Below are 18,172 nucleotides of genomic sequence, written 5' to 3' on the forward strand. Positions count from 1 at the left end.
AACGACAGGAGATATCACTTCAGCACCATGAGTCACTTCCGTAACAGGATCCGGCTAGCATGGGCCGGGTGACCGACCGCTACGGCATGGACGTGCTGGCCCGCAATCCCCATGAGGGCCGCAAGGTTCGCTCCACCGAGCAACCCGTGCAGATCGGCATGGTCGTCGAGGACGCCACCAGCGGTTTCGTCGGCGCGGTGGTGCGCGTGGAATACGGCCGGATGGACCTGGAGGACCGGCGTGGTCGGGTCCGCGGCTTTCCCGTCGGCCCCGGCTACCTGATCGACGGCAAGCCGGTCATCCTCACCGCACCGAAGCGCAGCGCCCCCAAGGCCCCGACCCGCACCGCGTCGGGCTCGGTCGCCGTCCCCGGAGCCCGCGCCCGCGTCGCGCTGCCCAGCCGCATCTACGTCGAAGGCCGCCACGACGCCGAACTCGTCGAACAGGTCTGGGGTGCGGACCTGCGCATCGAAGGCGTGGTCGTGGAGTACCTCGGTGGCATCGACGACCTGCCCGCCATCGTCGCCGACTTCGCCCCCACCCCCAAGCGCCGCCTCGGCGTGCTGGTCGACCACCTGGTGGCCGGGTCCAAGGAATCCCGCATCGCCGCCGACGTCGCGGCCGGGCCCGGCGGGGCGAACACCCTGGTGGTCGGGCACCCCTTCATCGACATCTGGGCAGCGGTCAAACCCGCCCGGCTCGGATTGTCCGCCTGGCCGGACATCCCGCGAGGCACCGACTGGAAGAAGGGCATCTGCGCGGCGCTGGGCTGGCCGCACGCCGACCAGGCCGACACCGCCGCCGCCTGGCAGCGCATCCGGTCGACGGTGCGGGACTGGACCGACCTGGAACCCGCGCTGATCGGCCGCGTCGAGGAACTGATCGACTTCGTCACCACCACCGAATAGCCGAACCGCAGGCTAGGAGCAGATGCTGGGACGGCCCACCAGGTAGTTGCACTGCATCGGGAACCGGTTGGCCACCGGCGGATCCAGCGGCGCCAGGAACGCCAGGGTGAACGGCGTCGTCTCGATGCCCGCCGGCAGGCCGCACCCTTCGGCGGTGATCCGCTTGTGCGTGCCGGTCAGCCCGTTCTCGGTGAACGCGTAGATCTCGGTGGTGGGGGCATAGCCGCCGCCGGGGCACACCGCACCCTCCGAAGCGGTGTACCGCGCGGTCCACAGCCCGTTGGTCAGCTTGAACCGCTGATCGAAGGAGGCCAGCCGGTTGTCCCGGCCACCGGCAGTCGGCGTCTTGGCCGCCACCAACAGATCGCAGCCCATGGTCTGGATATCGGTGTCGGTGTAATCGCTCTGGATCCGGGTGCCACTGGGCTGGCTGCACAGCGTCTGCATCGACCAGACGGTCGACGGCGACCCGGCCATGGTGAACGCATAGGTGCCGTCAGCGGGCGGCAGCACCGCGTGCGCGGGCGCCGCGAACAGGGCCGCGGCGGTGGCCAGCGCCCCGGCAAGCGCGGCGGCACGACGACGGGGGTTCATGGCGGGCAGTGTATCGCCGTGGTAAGCCTGAGCGGTGCCGGAATCTTCAGACGACACGGCCGGCCTGTTCGACGTCGAGCCCGACGCGCAGGCGTCGGCGAGCGCCGCGGACAACCCCGATCCGAGCGCCCCGCTGGCCGTCCGGATGCGCCCGAGCAGCCTCGACGAGGTCGTCGGGCAGGAGCACCTGCTCAAACCGGGTTCGCCGCTGCGCCGCCTCGTCGAAGGCTCGGGCGCCGCGTCGGTCATCCTCTACGGCCCGCCCGGCACCGGCAAGACCACCCTCGCCTTGCTGATTTCACACGCCACCGGGCGCCGTTTCGAGGCGCTCTCGGCGCTCTCAGCCGGGGTCAAGGAGGTCCGCGCGGTCATCGACGGCGCGCGCCGGGCGGCCGTGCACGGTCAGCAGACCGTGCTGTTCATCGACGAGGTGCACCGGTTCTCCAAGACCCAGCAGGACGCGCTGCTGGCCGCGGTGGAGAACCGGGTGGTGCTGCTGGTCGCCGCGACCACCGAGAACCCGTCGTTCTCGGTGGTGGCGCCGCTGCTGTCGAGGTCGCTGATCCTGGCCCTGCAGCCCCTGGGCCCCGAGGACATCGCCACCGTGCTGCGCCGCGCGATCGACGACCCGCGGGGCCTCGGCGGCACCGTCACCGTCACCGACGACGGGCTGGAGCTGCTGGTTCGCCTCGCCGCCGGGGACGCCCGCCGTGCGCTGACGGCGCTGGAGGTGTCCGCCGAGACCGCCGGGGACGGCGCGGTCACCGCCGAGGTCGTCGAGCAGTCCCTGGACCGGGCCGCGGTGCGCTACGACCGCGACGGCGACCAGCACTACGACGTCATCAGCGCGTTCATCAAGAGCGTGCGCGGCTCCGACGTCGACGCGGCGCTGCACTACCTGGCCCGGATGCTGATCGCGGGGGAGGACCCCCGCTTCGTGGCCCGCCGGCTGATGATCCTGGCCAGCGAGGACATCGGGCTGGCCGACTCGAACGCGCTGCTGGTCGCCAACGCCGCCGCAGCCACCGTCGCGCTGATCGGCATGCCCGAGGCCCAGCTGACGCTGGCGCACGCCACCGTCTACCTGGCCACCGCCCCGAAATCCAACGCCGTCACCACCGCGCTGGGCGCCGCGATGGCCGACATCCGGGCCGGCAAGGCCGGCCTGGTGCCCCCGCACCTGCGCGACGGGCACTACGCCGGCGCGGCCAAGCTCGGCCACGCCCAGGGCTACCGGTACGCCCACGACGCGCCCGAGGGGGTGCTCGCCCAGCAGTACCCGCCCGACGAACTGGTCGGCGTCGACTACTACCAGCCCACCGGCCGCGGCGCCGAGCGGGAACTGACCTCGCGGGTGGCGCGTTTACGCGACATCATCCGGCGACCCCGGCGCTGACCGCCGCGCGCCGCCCGAACGGTACCGAACCGCCCTCCCGGTATTGTGAGGCGGTTAACGACGGGCGATAGAAGAGTGACGACGTGCAGACTCACGAGATCCGGAAACGGTTCCTCGACCATTTCGTGAACGCGGGCCACACCGAGGTGCCCAGCGCCTCGGTGATCCTCGACGACCCCAACCTGCTGTTCGTGAACGCCGGGATGGTGCAGTTCGTGCCGTTTTTCCTCGGCCAGCGCACCCCGCCGTACCCGACGGCGACCAGCGTGCAGAAATGCATCCGGACCCCGGACATCGACGAGGTCGGCATCACCACCCGACACAACACCTTCTTCCAGATGGCCGGCAACTTCAGCTTCGGCGACTACTTCAAGCGCGGCGCGATCGAGCTGGCCTGGACCCTGCTGACCAAGCCGGTCGCCGACGGCGGCTACGGCTTCGACCCCGAGCGGCTGTGGGCCACCGTCTACTTCGACGACGACGAAGCCATCGAACTCTGGCAGGAGATCGCCGGGCTGCCCCCCGAGCGGATCCAGCGCCGCGGCATGGCCGACAACTACTGGTCGATGGGCATCCCCGGCCCGTGCGGCCCGTGCTCGGAGATCTACTACGACCGCGGCCCGGACTACGGCGTCGACGGCGGCCCAGTCGCCAACGAGGACCGCTACATCGAAATCTGGAACCTCGTGTTCATGCAGAACGAGCGCGGCGAGGGCACCAGCAAGGAGGATTTCGAGATCCTCGGCCCGCTGCCGCGCAAGAACATCGACACCGGCATGGGCGTGGAGCGCATCGCCTGCCTGCTCCAAGGCGTCGACAACGTCTACGAGACCGACCTGGTCCGCCCGGTCATCGACGTGGTCGCCGCGCTGGCGCCCCGCGGCTACGGCGCCGGCAACCACGCCGACGACGTCCGCTACCGGATCATCGCCGACCACAGCCGCACCGCGGCGATCATCATCGGCGACGGCGTGAGCCCCGGCAACGAGGGACGCGGCTACGTGCTGCGCCGGCTGCTGCGCCGGATCATCCGGGCCGCCAAGCTGCTCGGCGTCGAGCAGCCGATCATGGCGACCCTGATGGCCACCGTGCGCGACGCCATGGGCCCGTCGTACCCGGAGCTGGTCACCGACTTCGACCGGATCAACCGGATCGCGGTGGCCGAGGAGACCGCGTTCAACCGCACCCTGGCCGCCGGATCCAAACTGTTCGCCGACACCGCCGAGGCCACCCGCGCGGCCGGCAAGACGACGCTGTCGGGCGTCGACGCCTTCACGCTGCACGACACCTACGGCTTCCCGATCGACCTGACTCTCGAAATGGCTTCCGAAGCGGGGCTTTCCGTCGACGAACTGGGCTTCCGGGAACTGATGGCCGAGCAGCGCCGGCGCGCCAAGGCCGACGCCGCGGCCCGCAAGAACGCGCACGCCGACCTGACCGCCTACCGCGAACTCGTCGACGCCGGGCCCACCGAGTTCACCGGGTTCGACGAATTGACCACCCAGGCAAAGATTCTGGGCATCTTCGTCGACGGCAAGCGGGTGCCGGTGGTGTCTCACGGCGCCGAGATCCGCGACGCGGACCGGGTGGAGATCGTGCTCGACCGCACCCCGCTGTACGCCGAATCCGGCGGCCAGATCGCCGATATCGGGGCGATCTGCGGCACCGGCGCGAGCGCCTCGGCGAAGGCGGCGGTCACCGACGTGCAGAAGATCGCCAAAACCCTGTTCGTGCACCGGGTCAACGTGGAATCCGGCGAGTTCGTCGAGGGCGACACGGTCACTGCCGAGGTCGACCCGGCCTGGCGCCGCGGCGCCACCCAGGGCCACTCCGGTACCCACATGGTGCACGCCGCCCTGCGGGAAGTGCTGGGCCCCAACGCCGTTCAGGCCGGTTCGCTCAACCGCCCGGGCTACTTGCGCTTCGACTTCAACTGGACCGGTCCGCTGACGGAGAGTCAGCGCACCGAGATCGAGGCCGTCGCCAACGAGGCCGTGCAGGCCGACCACGAGGTGCACACCTTCACCACCGAACTGGAGCGGGCCAAGTCGATGGGCGCGATGGCGCTGTTCGGCGAGGCCTACCCCGACGAGGTCCGCGTCGTCGAGATCGGCGGGCCGTTCTCGCTGGAGCTCTGCGGTGGTACCCACGTGCACAATTCCGCCCAGATCGGGCCGGTCACCCTGCTCGGCGAATCCTCGGTGGGCTCCGGCATCCGCCGGGTGGAGGCTTACGTAGGGCTGGAGTCGTTCCGCCACCTGGCCCGCGAACGCGCGCTGATGGCCGGGCTGGCGTCCTCGCTCAAGGTGCCCTCGGAGGAGGTGCCGGCCCGGGTCGCCACCCTCGTCGAGCGGCTCAAGGTCGCCGAGAAGGAACTCCAGCGCAGCCGGCTCGCCACGGCCCGCGCCGCCGCCGCCGACGCCGCGGCCGGCGCCGAAACCATCGGCCGGGTCCGCGTCGTCGCGCAGCGACTGGCCGGTGAATTCTCCGCCGGCGACCTGCGCGCCCTGGTCGGCGACATCCGCGGCAAACTCGGCTTTGACCCGGCCGTCGTGGCGCTGATCGCCCACGGTGCCGACGGGGCCGTGCCGTTCGTGGTCGCCGTCAATCCCGCCGCCGTCGATCTCGGCCTGTCCGCCAACGACCTGGTCAAGGCCCTCGGTGCGGCCGTCGACGGGCGCGGCGGCGGCAAGGCCGACCAGGCTCAGGGGTCCGGCCGCAATCCCGCCGGCATCGACGCGGCGCTGGCCGCGCTGCGCGCCGAGATCGCCAGAAGCTGACCCGGCAGTGACCGACGCCGCCACGCGCCGCCCCGACCGGCCCGGGCCCGACGACCCGGGCCGCGGCAGGCGCATCGGGGTGGACGTCGGGACGGTTCGCATCGGCGTCGCCGGCTGCGATCCCGACGGCATTCTGGCCACTCCCATCCAGACCCTGCGCCGCGACGGCAAGCACCTCGGCAGGTTGGTGCGACTGGTCGCCGAGCAGCAGGCCGTCGAGGTCATCGTCGGCCTGCCGCGCACCCTGGCCGACCGGGCCGGCTCCTCGGCGCGCGACGCCGTCGAGCTGGCCGATGCGCTGGCCGGGCGCATCGCCCCGGTGCCGGTGCGGCTGGCCGACGAGCGACTGACCACCGTCGGCGCCCACCGGGCCCTGCGCGAGGCGGGGGTGCGTGGCCGCAACCAGCGAGCGGTGGTCGACCAGGTCGCCGCGGTCGCGATTTTGCAGGGCTGGTTGGATCAACGACGCAGCATGCCGGCCGGGCCGGCAACCGAATCGGAGGACAGCGTGGACGGAACCCCGCGTGGCTGACCGGGCCGGCCGCCAGCGCGCCCTGCCGCAGCAGGTGGGACCGCCGCGGGACCGGATGACCCGCACCCGCCGGGCCCGCGCCGTGCGCAACCGGCGCCGCCGCCGCACCATCGGGCTGTTGACCATGGCCATGCTCGGTGCGGTCATCGTCGCCGGGGTAATGCTGGGTGGCCACCTGCTGGGCAACCGCGGCCCGGTGACCGACTACGCCGGCGACGGCGACCACGACCTGCTGTTCGAGGTGCACAAGGGCGACACCACCCGGGTGATCGCCCAGGCGCTGGCCGACCGGGGCGTCATCGCGACGACACCGTCGTTCATGACCGCCGCCGAGGGCAACGAGAACATCCGGATGATCGACCCGGGGTTCTACCTGGTCCGCACCCGCGCGTCGGCGGCGTCGACGGTCGCGGCGCTGACCGACCCCGACAACCGGGTCGGCAAACTCACCGTTCCCGAGGGCCAGCAACTCGACGACGTCACCGATCTGCGCAACAAGAAGACCACCGACGGCATCTTCACTCTGATCCACAAGGCCAGCTGCTACCGCATCGACGGCACCGAGAACTGCGTGTCGGTCGAGGATCTGCGGTCCGCGGCCGGCGCGGCCAGCCCGGAGGAACTGAAAGTGCCCGACTGGGCGGTCAAACCGGTGACCGCGCGCGGCAGCGACTACCGGCGGCTGGAGGGCCTGATCAAGGCCGGCACCTGGCAGTTCAACCCCACCGCGTCCGCGCGGGAGGTGCTGGCCTCACTGGTGGACACCAGCGCCGTGCACTACGCCGAGGACGGACTGCTGGAGGCCGCCAACACCGTCGGCTTGACACCGTATGAGGTGCTGACCGTGGCATCGCTGGTGCAGAAGGAAGCCAATCCCGAGGATTTCGACCGGGTGTCGCGGGTGATCTACAACCGCCTCGATGTCCCGCAGAAACTGCAGTTCGACTCCACGGTCAACTACCTGCTGGACAAGCGTGAGGTGGCGACCACCGACGCCGACCGGGCCCGCAAGACGGCGTGGAACACCTACGCGATGGACGGCCTGCCGGCCACCCCGATCTGCTCGCCCGGCCAACCCGCGCTGACCGCCGCCGAGCACCCCAAGGACGGCGACTGGCTGTACTTCGTCACGGTCAACTCCGACGGGCTGACCCTGTTCACCCGCGACTACCACCAGCACCTGGCCAACATCGAGATCGCCCGGCGCAACGGTGTCCTCGACAGTGTCCGCTGACGCGGGGACGACGGCGCGCAAGGCGGCCGTTCTGGGCAAGCCCATCGCGCACTCCCGGTCCCCGCTGCTGCACCTGGCCGCCTACCGGGCGCTGGGCCTGACCGACTGGACCTACGAGCGCATCGAATGTGACGAGCAGGCGTTGCCCGGGCTGGTCGCCGGCCTCGGCCCCGAATGGGTGGGTCTGTCGGTGACCATGCCGGGCAAGTTCGCCGCCCTGCGCACCGCCGACGTGCGCACCGACCGGGCCGAGCTGCTCGGCTCGGCCAACACCCTGGTGGCCACCGACGGCGGCTGGCTGGCCGACAACACCGACGTCGACGGGGTGGCCGGCGCGCTGGGCTCGGTGCTGGCCGATGGGGAGCGGATCGAGCGCGCCGTCGTGCTCGGCGCCGGCGGTACCGCACCGGCCGCCGTCGCCGGTCTGTCCGCCCTGGGCGCCGCCGCGGTCACCGTCGTCTCCCGCAGCCGCGATCGCGCCGAGAACACCCTGGCGGTGGCCGCGGCGACCGGCCTCACCGCGGACTGGTGCGGGTGGGACGCCGCCGCGGTCGGTGACGCCGTCGCACCGGCGTCCGCGTTGGTGAGCACCGTGCCCGCCGATGTCGCCGCGGACCTGGCCGATGTGCTGGCCGGCGTCCCGGTGCTGCTGGACGCCATCTACCACCCCTGGCCCACACCGCTGGCCGTCGCGGTGACCGCCGCCGGTGGCCGGGTGGTCGGCGGCCTGACCATGCTGCTGCACCAGGCGTTCACCCAGGTGGAACTGTTCACCGGTCGCCCGGCGCCGCGCGCCGAGATGGCCGCCGCCCTGGCCTGTGCATAGCCGATCGGGGTTCGGGCCGACGCGCCCCTAGCCTGCGGTGATGGCGATCCTTTCGGCGGCGGCAGCGGGGGTGTGGCTGATCCTGCTCACGGTCGCCGACCTGCGCACCCACCGGCTGCCGAACGTGCTGACCCTGCCCGGTGCCGGGGTCATCCTCGCCGGTGCCGCACTCGCCGGTGCGCTCGCCCCGGCCGTACTCGGCGCGCTGGCACTGACCGGCCTGTACGGGCTGGCGCACCTGATGGCCCCGGCCCAGCTCGGCGCCGGCGACGTCAAACTCGCCATCGGCCTGGGCGCGCTCAGCGGGCCGTTCGGCGCCGGGACCTGGTTCCTGGCGGCGCTGACCGCCCCGCTGCTGACCGCCGGGTGCGGGCTGGCGCGGCGTCGGCGGCGCCTGGCGCACGGCCCGTCGATGTGTCTAGCCACCGCCGCGGCGGTAGCGCTGGCCTGGGCGGGCCGGTAGCGACGGCCGGCCCGGCCCATTGGCACCGGTCCATTCGTGGTCCGCGGCGGTGCCGTGGGAGAATGACAGCCGTGTTGCGCTGGACTACTGCCGGGGAATCCCATGGCCGCGCGCTGCTGGCCATGGTCGAGGGCATGGTCGCCGGCGTGGCCGTCACGGGCGATGACATCGCCGAACAACTGCGCCGCCGGCGCCTGGGCTACGGCCGGGGCGCCCGGATGAAGTTCGAGCAGGACCAGGTCACCCTGCTCGGCGGGGTCCGGCACGGGCTCACCCTGGGCGGCCCGGTCGCCATCGAGATCGGCAACACCGAGTGGCCCAAGTGGGAATCGGTGATGTCACCCGACCCGGTGCCCGCCACCGAACTCGACGTCGCGCGCAATGCGCCACTGACCCGGCCCCGGCCCGGCCACGCCGACTACGCCGGCATGCTCAAGTACGGCTTCGACGACGCCCGCCCGGTGCTGGAGCGGGCCAGTGCCCGCGAGACCGCGGCCCGGGTGGCCGCCGCAACCCTGGCCCGGCAGTTCCTGCGCCAGTGCCTCGGCGTCGAGGTGCTCTCCCACGTGGTGTCCATCGGCGCCTCCGACCCGTACGTCGGCCCGCCACCGGCCGCCGGTGACCTGACCGCCATCGACGACAGCCCGGTGCGCGCGTTCGACGCGGCCGCCGAGGCGTCGATGATCGCCGAGATCGAGTCCGCCAAGCGCGACGGCGACACCCTCGGCGGCGTCGTCGAGGTGGTGGTCACCGGGCTGCCGATCGGGCTGGGCTCGTTCATCAGCGGCGCCGACCGCTTGGACAGCCAGCTGGCGGCCGCGGTGATGGGCATCCAGGCGATCAAGGGTGTGGAGATCGGCGACGGCTTCGAGACCGCACGCCGGCGCGGCAGCGCGGCGCACGACGAGATGTACCCCGGTCCCGACGGGGTGGTGCGCTCGACGAACCGGGCCGGCGGCCTGGAGGGCGGTATGACCAACGGGCTGCCGCTGCGGGTGCGCGCCGCGATGAAACCGATCTCGACGGTGCCGCGGGCGCTGGCGACGGTCGACATGTCCACCGGCGAGGAAGCCGTGGCCATCCATCAGCGCTCCGACGTGTGCGCGGTGCCCGCCGCCGGGGTGGTCGCCGAGGCGATGGTCGCCCTGGTAGTGGCTCGGGCCGCACTGGAAAAGTTCGGTGGCGACTCGCTGACCGAGACCCGCCGCAACGTCGACGGCTACCTGCGGGCCGTCGCCGAACAGCAGCCGAACCAGGCCCGGGATTCGCGCACCCGGGACGCCGGATAGGGCGGTCGCCATGGCACCCCGCGCGGTCCTGGTGGGCATGCCCGGTTCCGGCAAGTCGACCATCGGGCGGCGACTGGCCAAGGCGATGAAGGTGGAGTTCGTCGACACCGACGCCAAGATCGTCGAGACCACCGGACGCAGCATCGCCGACATCTTCGCCACCGACGGCGAGGCCGGATTCCGCCGGATCGAGGAACAGGTCATCCGCGACGCCCTGGAGAATCAGGACGGCATCGTGTCGCTGGGAGGTGGCGCGATCACCTCGCCGGGAGTGCGCGAGGCGCTGTCCGGGCACACCGTGGTCTTCCTGGAAATCGGTGTGGCCGAAGGGATCCGGCGCACCTCCGGCAACGTCAACCGGCCGCTGCTGGCCGGCGACGACGCCGCCGCCACCTACCGCAAGCTGGCCGCCGCGCGGGTACCCCTGTACCGCAGGGCCGCGACCGTGCGGGTTTCCACCAACCGGCGCAACCCCGGCGCGGTGGTGCGCTATCTGATGTCGCGGCTGGAGAATCCGGGCGCGCCCCGGCCCAACCGGCGTCGTCGACGCCCGCCGTGGCGGTTCACCCCGCCCAGACCGGGACCGTCCGCCGACGCCACCCCGCCGACCCCCGCCACCCCGGCCGCCCTGGCCGCCCGACGTCGTGAAGAGGCTCAGTAATGCAAAGCGATGCGATCCGCGTCGAGGTTGCCGTCACCCCGCCGTACCCGGTGATCATCGGCGTCGGGCTGCTCGGTGAGCTCGGCGAGCAGCTCGCCGGCGTGCGCAAGGTGGCGATCGTGCACCAGCCGACCCTGGCGGTGACCGCCGAGGCCGTCCGCGAATACCTGGGCGGCCACGGCATCGACGCGCACCGCATCGAGATCCCCGACGCCGAGGACGGCAAGGACCTGCCGGTCGTCGGTTACATCTGGGAGGTGCTGGGCCGGATCGGGCTGGACCGCAAGGACGCCATCGTCAGCCTGGGCGGCGGAGCTGCCACCGACGTCGCCGGGTTCGCCGCGGCCACCTGGCTGCGCGGCATCGACGTCGTGCACGTGCCTACCACGCTGCTGGGCATGGTCGACGCGGCCGTCGGCGGCAAGACCGGCATCAACACCGACGCCGGTAAGAACCTGGTCGGCGCCTTCCACCAGCCGCGCGCGGTGCTGGTGGACCTGGCCACCCTGGAAACGTTGCCGCGCAACGAGTTGGTGGCCGGGATGGCCGAGATCGTCAAGGCCGGATTCATCGCCGACCCGGTGATCCTCGATCTCATCGAGGCCGATCCGCAGGCGGCGACCGACCCCGCCGGCGACGTGCTTCCGGAACTGATCCGCCGCGCCATCGTCGTCAAGGCCGAGGTGGTCGCCGCCGACGAGAAGGAATCGGCGCTGCGCGAGATCCTCAACTACGGCCACACCCTGGCGCACGCCATCGAGCGCCGCGAACGCTACCGCTGGCGCCACGGCGCCGCGGTGTCGGTGGGCCTGGTGTTCGCCGCCGAGCTCGGCCGGATCAGCGGCCGGCTCGACGACGAGACGGCCGACCGGCACGCCTCGGTGCTACGCGCCCTGGGCCTGCCCACCGGCTATGACCCGGACGCGCTGGGGCAGCTGGTGGAGTACATGAGCGGCGACAAGAAGACCCGGGCCGGGGTGCTGCGCTTCGTGGTGCTCGACGGGCTGGCCAAGCCCGGCCGGCTGGAGGGCCCGGACCCGGCGCTGATCGCCGGGGCCTACGCCGCGCTGGGGGAGTAGCCCTCGCCTCAGTGCTGGTGGGCGATGCTCCAGACCGGCAGCGGGTCGGGTAGGTGCAGCCAAGCGTCCTGCCCGGCGGCCATCTCCGCGTCGGTCAGCAGGGCCGCGGACAGCAGGCCCCGCAGATGCCGCGGCTTGAGGTCGACTCCGATGAACACGATCTCCTGGCCGGGGTCGATCGTCGTCGACGACCAGTACGCGGCCGGCTCGATGGTCAGGTTCGGGCCCGCCTGCGACCAGAACGCGACGATGCCGGGTCGGGTCGCCAGCCAGCAGAATCCCTTGGACCGCAACAGGCCTCGCAGTGCGACGAGAACGGACTCCAGCCGCTGCGGGTGGAACGGTCGGTCGGCGCGGAAGGTGAAGCTGGAGATCCCGTACTCCTCGGTCTCCGGGGTGTGACCGTCGGCGATCTCCTCCTCCCAGCCGGGCGTCTCGGCGGCGATGTCCGGGTCGAATCGGCCGGTGTCGAGCAGCAGATCCAGCGGGGCGACGCCGTGGTCGGTGCGCACGATCTCCGCGCGCGGGTTGAGCCGGCGCAGCACGGATTCGGTGCGGGCGGTCGCCGCCGGGCCGGCCAGGTCGGTCTTGTTCACCAGGATGACGTCGGCGAACTCGACCTGTTCGCTGAGCAGATCGGAGATGTTGCGGCCGTCGTCCTCCCCGGCCGCCAGCGCGCGCCGCGCCAGTGCGTCACCGCGGGCGAGTTCGGGCAGGAAGGTCGCGGCGTCGACGACGGTGACCAGGGTGTCGAGGCGGGCCAGGTCACCCAGGGAGAAGCCGTCCTCGAACTGCCAACTGAAGGTGGCGGCCACCGGCATCGGCTCGGAGATGCCGGTGGACTCGATCACCACCTGGTCGAATCGGCCCGCGCGCGCCAGGTCGGCGACCGCAGCGATGAGGTCCTCGCGCAGGGTGCAGCAGATGCAGCCGTTGGTCAGCTCGACCAGCTTCTCCTGGGTTCGGTCGAGGTGGCCCTGACCGGCGATCAGGGCGGCGTCGATGTTCACCTCGCTCATGTCGTTGACGATGACGGCGACGCGCCGGCCCTCGCGGTTGGCCAGGATGTGGTTGAGGACGGTGGTCTTGCCGGCGCCGAGGAAGCCGGACAGCACGGTGACGGGGATCAGGGATTCAGCCATACCATTAATGATAATCGTTTTCATTAAGACGTGCCCCGTGTGGGTCTGGCGGCGCCGGTCACCGCCGGTTCAGGTACTCCGCCACGCCGGAGGCGATGGCGGCCGCATAGGCCGCCCGCCCGGTCGGGGTCTCCATCAGCGCCGCGTCGTGGGCGTTCTTCATATTCCCGGTCTCCACCAGGATCGACGGATACTGCGCCAAATTGAGCCCGGTCAGATCCGACCGACCGTAGAGGCCATCGTTGCCGATGTAGGTCGACGGCGTCATCCCGGCGCCGGCCAGCGCGTCGCGCATGGTCTTGGCATACACCAGCGACGGCCCGGACTGGGCGGCGTTGAGCGCCGGAGACGAGTAGTTCACGTGGAACCCGCGCCCGCTGGGGGGACCGCCGTCGGCGTGCACGCTCAGGACCGCGTCCGGGTGCAGCGCATTGGCCATCTCCGCGCGCTGGTCGACACAGGGCCCCAGCGCATTGTCGTTGCCCCGCGACATCGCGGTGCGGACACCGAGCCGGCTCAGCTCCTGCCGGATGCGCAGCACCACATCCCAATTGAAGCTGTGCTCCGGGTAGCCGCTGTCGGTGTTGGTTCCGGTGGTCTGGCAAACCTTGGTTCCCCCGCGGCCGGTCGGCACCGGCCGGTCGATCGATGCGTCGTTGGCGCCGTTGTGCCCAGGGTCGAGAAACACGATCGCCCCGGCCAGCGGAGCGCTCGCCGCGGCGACCGGCGCGGTCAGCAGCGCATCCGGCAGACCTAGGAAAACCCCTGCCGCCACGGTGTTTCGCAGCATGTCGCGGCGGGTCAGCGTGGTGAGCGGGCCGGTCCGCCCGGGGCAGGGAACTTCGCGCATGCCAGGCAAGGTAGTGCGGCGGCCGACACCGCTCCCGCAGGCGCGGCGCACCCGATCGTTGCGGGTCGGTCACAGCTTGCTGGCAAACAACTGCACGGCCACTGCGGACCCGCTGGGACGCTCAGCTCTCGGAGCGGGGCTCCTCGGCCGTGCCAGAGCCCAGGGCCGCGCCGGCCGCGGCGACATCGGTCTCGACGGTGTCGGCGGTGATGGCTTCGAACACGTCGGTGTCGGCGCGGTCCTCATGGATACCGCCGTGATGCGGAGCCTCCGGCCCCTTGCGGTCCACCGCCACCCGGCCCAGCGCGACGGCCAGGGTCGCCGGCAGGAACACCAGCAGCGCCGTGAATGCCGCGAAGGTGGTCAGTTCCTGGGCGATACCCGGGGAGTACAGCGCCGGGTAGAACAACGAGATGATCCAGGTGACGACCCCGCTGAGGCCCCCCGCGACCAGCCCCGCGATCAGCCAGGTCATCGCCAGGTCCGCGCGGTGGTCGGGGTCGGGGTTCGCCCGGGCGTCGGCCTGCCCGTCGCGCCAGCCCCAGACCAGGGCGACGACGGCGATCACCGCGACCGACACCGAACTGATCAGCACCGCCTGGGTCTGGTGCAGATTGATCAACGTGCCCTGCACGAGCCGGACCACGGTCATCAGGCCCGCCAGCACCAGGCCGCGCACCAACCACTTGCTCATGACCGTTCAGCCTAGCGAGTACCGTTTGCCGACGTGACACAATCCCGCCGACGCGTCAACCTTGCTGCGGCCTGCCGCGCCCGCGGACTGGACGCGATGCTGGTCAGCGACCTCGACAACGTGCGGTACCTGTCCGGATTCACCGGCTCCAACGCCGCGCTGCTGGTCTACGCCGATGACCGGGGCGCGGTCCTGGCCACCGACGGCCGCTACCGCACCCAGGCGACCGCGCAGGCTCCCGACCTGGAGACCGTCATCACCCGCTCGCTCGGTGCGGCGCTGGGCCGCCGCGCCGCCGACGACGGGGTACACGCGCTGGGTTTCGAGTCGCACGTGATGACCGTCGACGCCCACGCCGCGTTGAGCGACCTACTGGCCGAACTGCCCGGGGTGCGCCTGGTCCGGGCCCGCGGGCTGGTCGAGGCCCTGCGCGAGATCAAGGACGCCGGCGAGATCGCCCTGCTACGGGGTGCCTGCGCGGTTGCCGACACCGCGCTGACCGAGCTGATCGAGCGCGGCGGACTGCGCCCGGGCCGCACCGAGCGCGAGGTCCGCAACGACCTGGAGGCGTTGATGCTGGCCGGCGGCGCCGACGGGCCATCGTTCGAGACCATCGTCGCCACCGGCGTGAACTCGGCCGTTCCGCACCATCGGCCCACCGGCGCGACCCTGGCCGCCGGTGATTTCGTCAAGATCGATTTCGGCGCCCGGGTGGGCGGCTACCACTCGGACATGACCCGCACCTTCGTCCTGGGCCGAGCCGCGGACTGGCAGCGGGAGATCTACGCCCTGGTCGCCGACGCCCAGCGGGCCGGGCGCCACGCCCTGAAACCGGGCGCGGTGCTGGCCGACGTCGACGCCGCGGCGCGCGTGGTCATCGCCGCCGCCGGCTACGCGGAGAACTTCGGCCACGGACTGGGCCACGGGGTGGGACTGCAAATCCACGAAGCGCCGGGGATCAACGCGACCGCCACCGGTACACTGCCTGCTGGCGCCGCGGTTACCGTGGAGCCCGGTGTCTACCTGCCCGGTCGAGGCGGTGTCCGGATCGAGGACACGCTGATCGTCGCCGGTGACACATCTGGGGCCGGTGACGAGCAGCCGCCGGAACTGCTGACCCGGTTCCCCAAGGAACTCAACATTCTCTAGAACGAGAAAGCTAGGAGCGTTTCGCCGTGGCATCGACTGCCGATTTCAAGAACGGGCTGGTCCTCAACATCGATGGCCAGTTGTGGCAGATCATCGAATTCCAGCACGTCAAGCCGGGCAAGGGCCCCGCGTTCGTCCGGACCAAGATCAAGAACGTGCTGACCGGCAAGGTCAACGACAAGACGTTCAACGCCGGGGTGAAGGTGGAGACCGCCACCGTCGACCGGCGCGACGCCACCTTCCTCTACCGCGACGGCAGCGACTTCATCTTCATGGACTCCCAAGACTACGAGCAGCATCCGCTGTCCGAGGCGCTGGTCGGCGACGCCGAGAAGTACCTGCTGGAGAGCCTGCCGGTGCAGATCGCCTTCCACAACGGCGCGCCGCTGTACCTGGAGATGCCGGTGTCGGTCGAGCTCGTCGTCACCCACACCGAGCCGGGCCTGCAGGGCGACCGCTCCAGCGCGGGCACCAAGCCCGCCACCGTGGAGACCGGCGCCGAACTGCAGGTGCCGCTGTTCATCAACACCGGCGACAAGCTCAAGGTGGACACCCGCGACGGGAGCTACCTGGGCCGCGTGAATGCCTGAAAAACGCCCGGTGCGGGGGCGGCACGCCGCCCGCAAACGTGCGGTCGACCTGCTGTTCGAGGCCGAGGCGCGGGGCCTGACCCCGGCCGAGGTCGCGACCTCGCGCGCGGAACTGGCCCGCACCCAGCCCGATGTCACCCCGCTGGCCGACTACACCGTGCTGGTGGCCAACGGTGTCACCGAACACGCCGCCCACCTCGACGACCTGATCTCGTCGCACCTGCAGGGCTGGACGCTGGACCGGATCCCGGCCGTCGACCGGGCGATCCTGCGGGTCGCCGTGTGGGAACTGCTGCACGCCGAGGACGTACCCGAGCCGGTCGCCGTCGACGAGGCGGTCAAGCTCGCCAAGGAACTGTCCACCGACGACTCGCCCGGCTTCGTCAACGGCGTCCTGGGCCAGGTCATGCTGGTCACCCCGCAGATCCGGGCGGCTTCCGGTGTTCTGCGGGCACCCGTTGTCGAACCCGACTAGTGTTCGACGGGCAGTAACCGTGCACTCCGCGCGGTAGACACCGGAAGGGGTGGTGGGTCATGGGGTTCAATCCCAAGGATGCGGTGCAGTCGGCGAAGGATATCGCCAGCTACGCCGTCGAAATGTCCGGTGACATCGTCGATAACGCGGTCGAGGTGCTCAAGGGCAACGTCGCCGAGGGGACGACGAACATCGTCCAGGATTCCCTCGACATCGCCGGGCACTCGGTGCAGAAGGCCGGCGAGATCCTCACCGGCCGCAAGGACGACGAGGACGACGAGAAGTAGACCGGCGCCTCAGCACTCCAGCGCCTGGTAGGTCCGCCGGACGAACCTGGGCTGGGCGGTCCGCAGCGCGACCAGGGACGTGTTCCCGGCGATCGCCGCGGCGTCCGGCGACAGGTCCGGCGCGTTCTGGATCAGATAGATCAGGATCAGGTCGTTCTCCGGATCGGCCTGCCACCAGGTGCCGTAGGCGCCCGGCCAGGTGAACGATCCGGCGCCCCCGGGCCCGAACAGCGGCGCCGAGCGCGCCGGATCGGTCACCATCGACAGGTTCAGGCCGAACCCGCGGCCGATCCAGTACGGCATCCCCAGGAACGGCACCTGCTTCTGCTGCTCGGTCAGCCGGTCGGTGCGCATGTCCCGCACCGACTCGGGCGAGAGCACCCGCACCCCGTCGACGGTGCCGCCCTCCAGCAGCATCCGGGCGAACCGCAGGTAGTCATCGGCCGTCGACCACAATCCGGCGCCGCCCTGGCAGAACGCCGGCGGCGTGACCTGCGGCGGCCCCATCACCGAATGCCGCAGCGTGCCCTCGGGCGTCAGCGCGTACATGGTGGCCGCCCGCCGGCGCGACTGCGGCGTCAGGAAAAAGCCGGTGTCGACCATGCCCAGCGGCCCCAGGATCTGGTCGTCGAGCACCTCGTGCAGCGGCTTGCCCGCGATCCGCGAGATCAGGATGCCCAGCACGTCGGTGGCGTGGCTATAGGTCAACTGCTGGCCCGGCTGGTGCACCAGCGGCAGCGTGGCCACTTCGGCCAGCCAGGCGTCGGCGTCCTGGCGCAGCGATACCCCGGCGTACGCGCGCGCCAGCGGTCCCGGGATGGAGAATTGGTAGGCCAGCCCGGAGCGGTGGGTCATCAGATCCTCGACGGTGATGGCGCGCCGTGCCGGCACCGTGGCATCCAGCGGCCCGCGCGGATCGGCGAGCACCCGCATCGAGGTGAACTCCGGTAGCCAGTTGGTGATCGGATCCGACAGCGCCAGCGCGCCCTCTTCCACCAGGGTCATCGCCGCGGCGACGGTCACCGGCTTGGTCATTGAGGCGATCCGGAAGTTGGTGTCTCGGGTCATCGGCACCCGGGCGTCGACGTCGCGGTAGCCGATCTCGTTGACCTGCAGTACCTTTCCCCGCTGCCAGACCAGGGTGACCGCGCCGGCCAGCAGTCCGGCGTCGACGGCCGCGGTCACCGATTCGGCGTTCGCCTCTAGCTTCACCCGCCTCACGT

The 18,172-nt window shown here is 71.3% G+C and carries 19 protein-coding genes; 14 read left to right on the forward strand and 5 right to left on the reverse strand.

The window, feature by feature from the left end; genetic code table 11:
* Positions 1–68 precede the first annotated feature (68 nt).
* Positions 69–908: a DUF3097 domain-containing protein gene (locus tag G6N16_RS11665; protein ID WP_083030675.1), complete on the forward strand. Its 840-nt coding sequence runs from the start codon at positions 69–71 to the stop codon at positions 906–908.
* A gap of 12 nt (positions 909–920) precedes the next feature.
* Here the strand turns inward: G6N16_RS11665 and G6N16_RS11670 are convergent, their stop codons facing one another.
* On the reverse strand, positions 921–1,502 hold the full coding sequence (locus G6N16_RS11670) for a hypothetical protein (protein WP_083030600.1): 582 nt from the start codon (positions 1,500–1,502) through the stop codon (positions 921–923).
* A gap of 34 nt (positions 1,503–1,536) precedes the next feature.
* Here G6N16_RS11670 and G6N16_RS11675 point away from each other — a divergent pair, with 34 nt between their 5' ends.
* From G6N16_RS11675 to aroB, 9 genes are all read left to right on the forward strand, one after another.
* A complete protein-coding gene (locus G6N16_RS11675; protein WP_083030602.1) occupies positions 1,537–2,898 on the forward strand; it encodes a replication-associated recombination protein A in 1,362 nt (453 codons plus the stop codon).
* Positions 2,899–2,981: 83 nt separating this feature from the next.
* Complete coding sequence (gene alaS, locus G6N16_RS11680) at positions 2,982–5,678, forward strand: alanine--tRNA ligase (RefSeq protein ID WP_083030607.1); 2,697 nt, start codon at positions 2,982–2,984, stop codon at positions 5,676–5,678.
* A 7-nt stretch (positions 5,679–5,685) separates the two neighbouring features.
* Positions 5,686–6,210 (forward strand): Holliday junction resolvase RuvX, encoded by a 525-nt coding sequence (gene ruvX / locus G6N16_RS11685; protein ID WP_083030608.1) that lies wholly within the window; start codon positions 5,686–5,688, stop codon positions 6,208–6,210.
* Complete coding sequence (gene mltG / locus G6N16_RS11690) at positions 6,203–7,444, forward strand: endolytic transglycosylase MltG (RefSeq protein WP_234805828.1); 1,242 nt, start codon at positions 6,203–6,205, stop codon at positions 7,442–7,444. The genes ruvX and mltG overlap by 8 nt, the downstream gene beginning before the upstream one ends.
* Entirely contained in the window at positions 7,434–8,270 is an 837-nt protein-coding gene (locus G6N16_RS11695) for a shikimate dehydrogenase (RefSeq protein WP_083030609.1), read from the forward strand. Before mltG ends, G6N16_RS11695 begins: the two co-directional genes overlap by 11 nt.
* Before the next feature lie 40 nt (positions 8,271–8,310).
* Positions 8,311–8,733, forward strand: a complete 423-nt coding sequence (locus G6N16_RS11700) for a prepilin peptidase (protein ID WP_083030611.1) — start codon at positions 8,311–8,313, stop codon at positions 8,731–8,733.
* A 71-nt stretch (positions 8,734–8,804) separates the two neighbouring features.
* Entirely contained in the window at positions 8,805–10,022 is a 1,218-nt protein-coding gene (gene aroC / locus G6N16_RS11705) for a chorismate synthase (RefSeq protein ID WP_083030679.1), read from the forward strand.
* Between the two features lie 10 nt (positions 10,023–10,032).
* Complete coding sequence (locus G6N16_RS11710; protein WP_083030613.1) at positions 10,033–10,683, forward strand: shikimate kinase; 651 nt, start codon at positions 10,033–10,035, stop codon at positions 10,681–10,683.
* A complete protein-coding gene (gene aroB / locus G6N16_RS11715; protein ID WP_083030615.1) occupies positions 10,683–11,762 on the forward strand; it encodes a 3-dehydroquinate synthase in 1,080 nt (359 codons plus the stop codon). The genes G6N16_RS11710 and aroB overlap by 1 nt, the downstream gene beginning before the upstream one ends.
* An 8-nt stretch (positions 11,763–11,770) precedes the next feature.
* Here the strand turns inward: aroB and G6N16_RS11720 are convergent, their stop codons facing one another.
* The 3 genes from G6N16_RS11720 to G6N16_RS11730 form a co-directional block, all read right to left on the reverse strand.
* The gene (locus G6N16_RS11720) at positions 11,771–12,904 is read right to left on the reverse strand and encodes a GTP-binding protein (RefSeq protein ID WP_083030628.1); all 1,134 of its coding nucleotides are present in this window, start codon (positions 12,902–12,904) and stop codon (positions 11,771–11,773) included.
* Between the two features lie 58 nt (positions 12,905–12,962).
* Positions 12,963–13,694, reverse strand: a complete 732-nt coding sequence (locus G6N16_RS11725; protein WP_083030681.1) for an Rv3717 family N-acetylmuramoyl-L-alanine amidase — start codon at positions 13,692–13,694, stop codon at positions 12,963–12,965.
* A gap of 181 nt (positions 13,695–13,875) precedes the next feature.
* On the reverse strand, positions 13,876–14,448 hold the full coding sequence (locus G6N16_RS11730) for a B-4DMT family transporter (RefSeq protein WP_083030632.1): 573 nt from the start codon (positions 14,446–14,448) through the stop codon (positions 13,876–13,878).
* A 33-nt stretch (positions 14,449–14,481) separates the two neighbouring features.
* Between G6N16_RS11730 and G6N16_RS11735 the strand changes: the two genes are divergently transcribed.
* From G6N16_RS11735 to G6N16_RS11750, 4 genes are read left to right on the forward strand one after another with little or no spacing between them, the layout of a single operon-like run.
* Entirely contained in the window at positions 14,482–15,597 is a 1,116-nt protein-coding gene (locus tag G6N16_RS11735; protein ID WP_083030634.1) for a M24 family metallopeptidase, read from the forward strand.
* A gap of 26 nt (positions 15,598–15,623) precedes the next feature.
* The gene (gene efp, locus G6N16_RS11740) at positions 15,624–16,187 is read left to right on the forward strand and encodes an elongation factor P (protein ID WP_083030635.1); all 564 of its coding nucleotides are present in this window, start codon (positions 15,624–15,626) and stop codon (positions 16,185–16,187) included.
* A complete protein-coding gene (gene nusB, locus G6N16_RS11745; RefSeq protein ID WP_083030637.1) occupies positions 16,180–16,662 on the forward strand; it encodes a transcription antitermination factor NusB in 483 nt (160 codons plus the stop codon). The genes efp and nusB overlap by 8 nt, the downstream gene beginning before the upstream one ends.
* A gap of 59 nt (positions 16,663–16,721) precedes the next feature.
* On the forward strand, positions 16,722–16,949 hold the full coding sequence (locus G6N16_RS11750) for an Rv1893 family protein (protein ID WP_083030639.1): 228 nt from the start codon (positions 16,722–16,724) through the stop codon (positions 16,947–16,949).
* A gap of 9 nt (positions 16,950–16,958) precedes the next feature.
* Here the strand turns inward: G6N16_RS11750 and G6N16_RS11755 are convergent, their stop codons facing one another.
* A complete protein-coding gene (locus G6N16_RS11755) occupies positions 16,959–18,161 on the reverse strand; it encodes a serine hydrolase domain-containing protein (RefSeq protein WP_083030640.1) in 1,203 nt (400 codons plus the stop codon).
* Positions 18,162–18,172: the final 11 nt, after the last annotated feature.

This window comes from Mycolicibacterium insubricum, from assembly GCF_010731615.1.
GTDB classification, from domain to species: domain Bacteria; phylum Actinomycetota; class Actinomycetes; order Mycobacteriales; family Mycobacteriaceae; genus Mycobacterium; species Mycobacterium insubricum.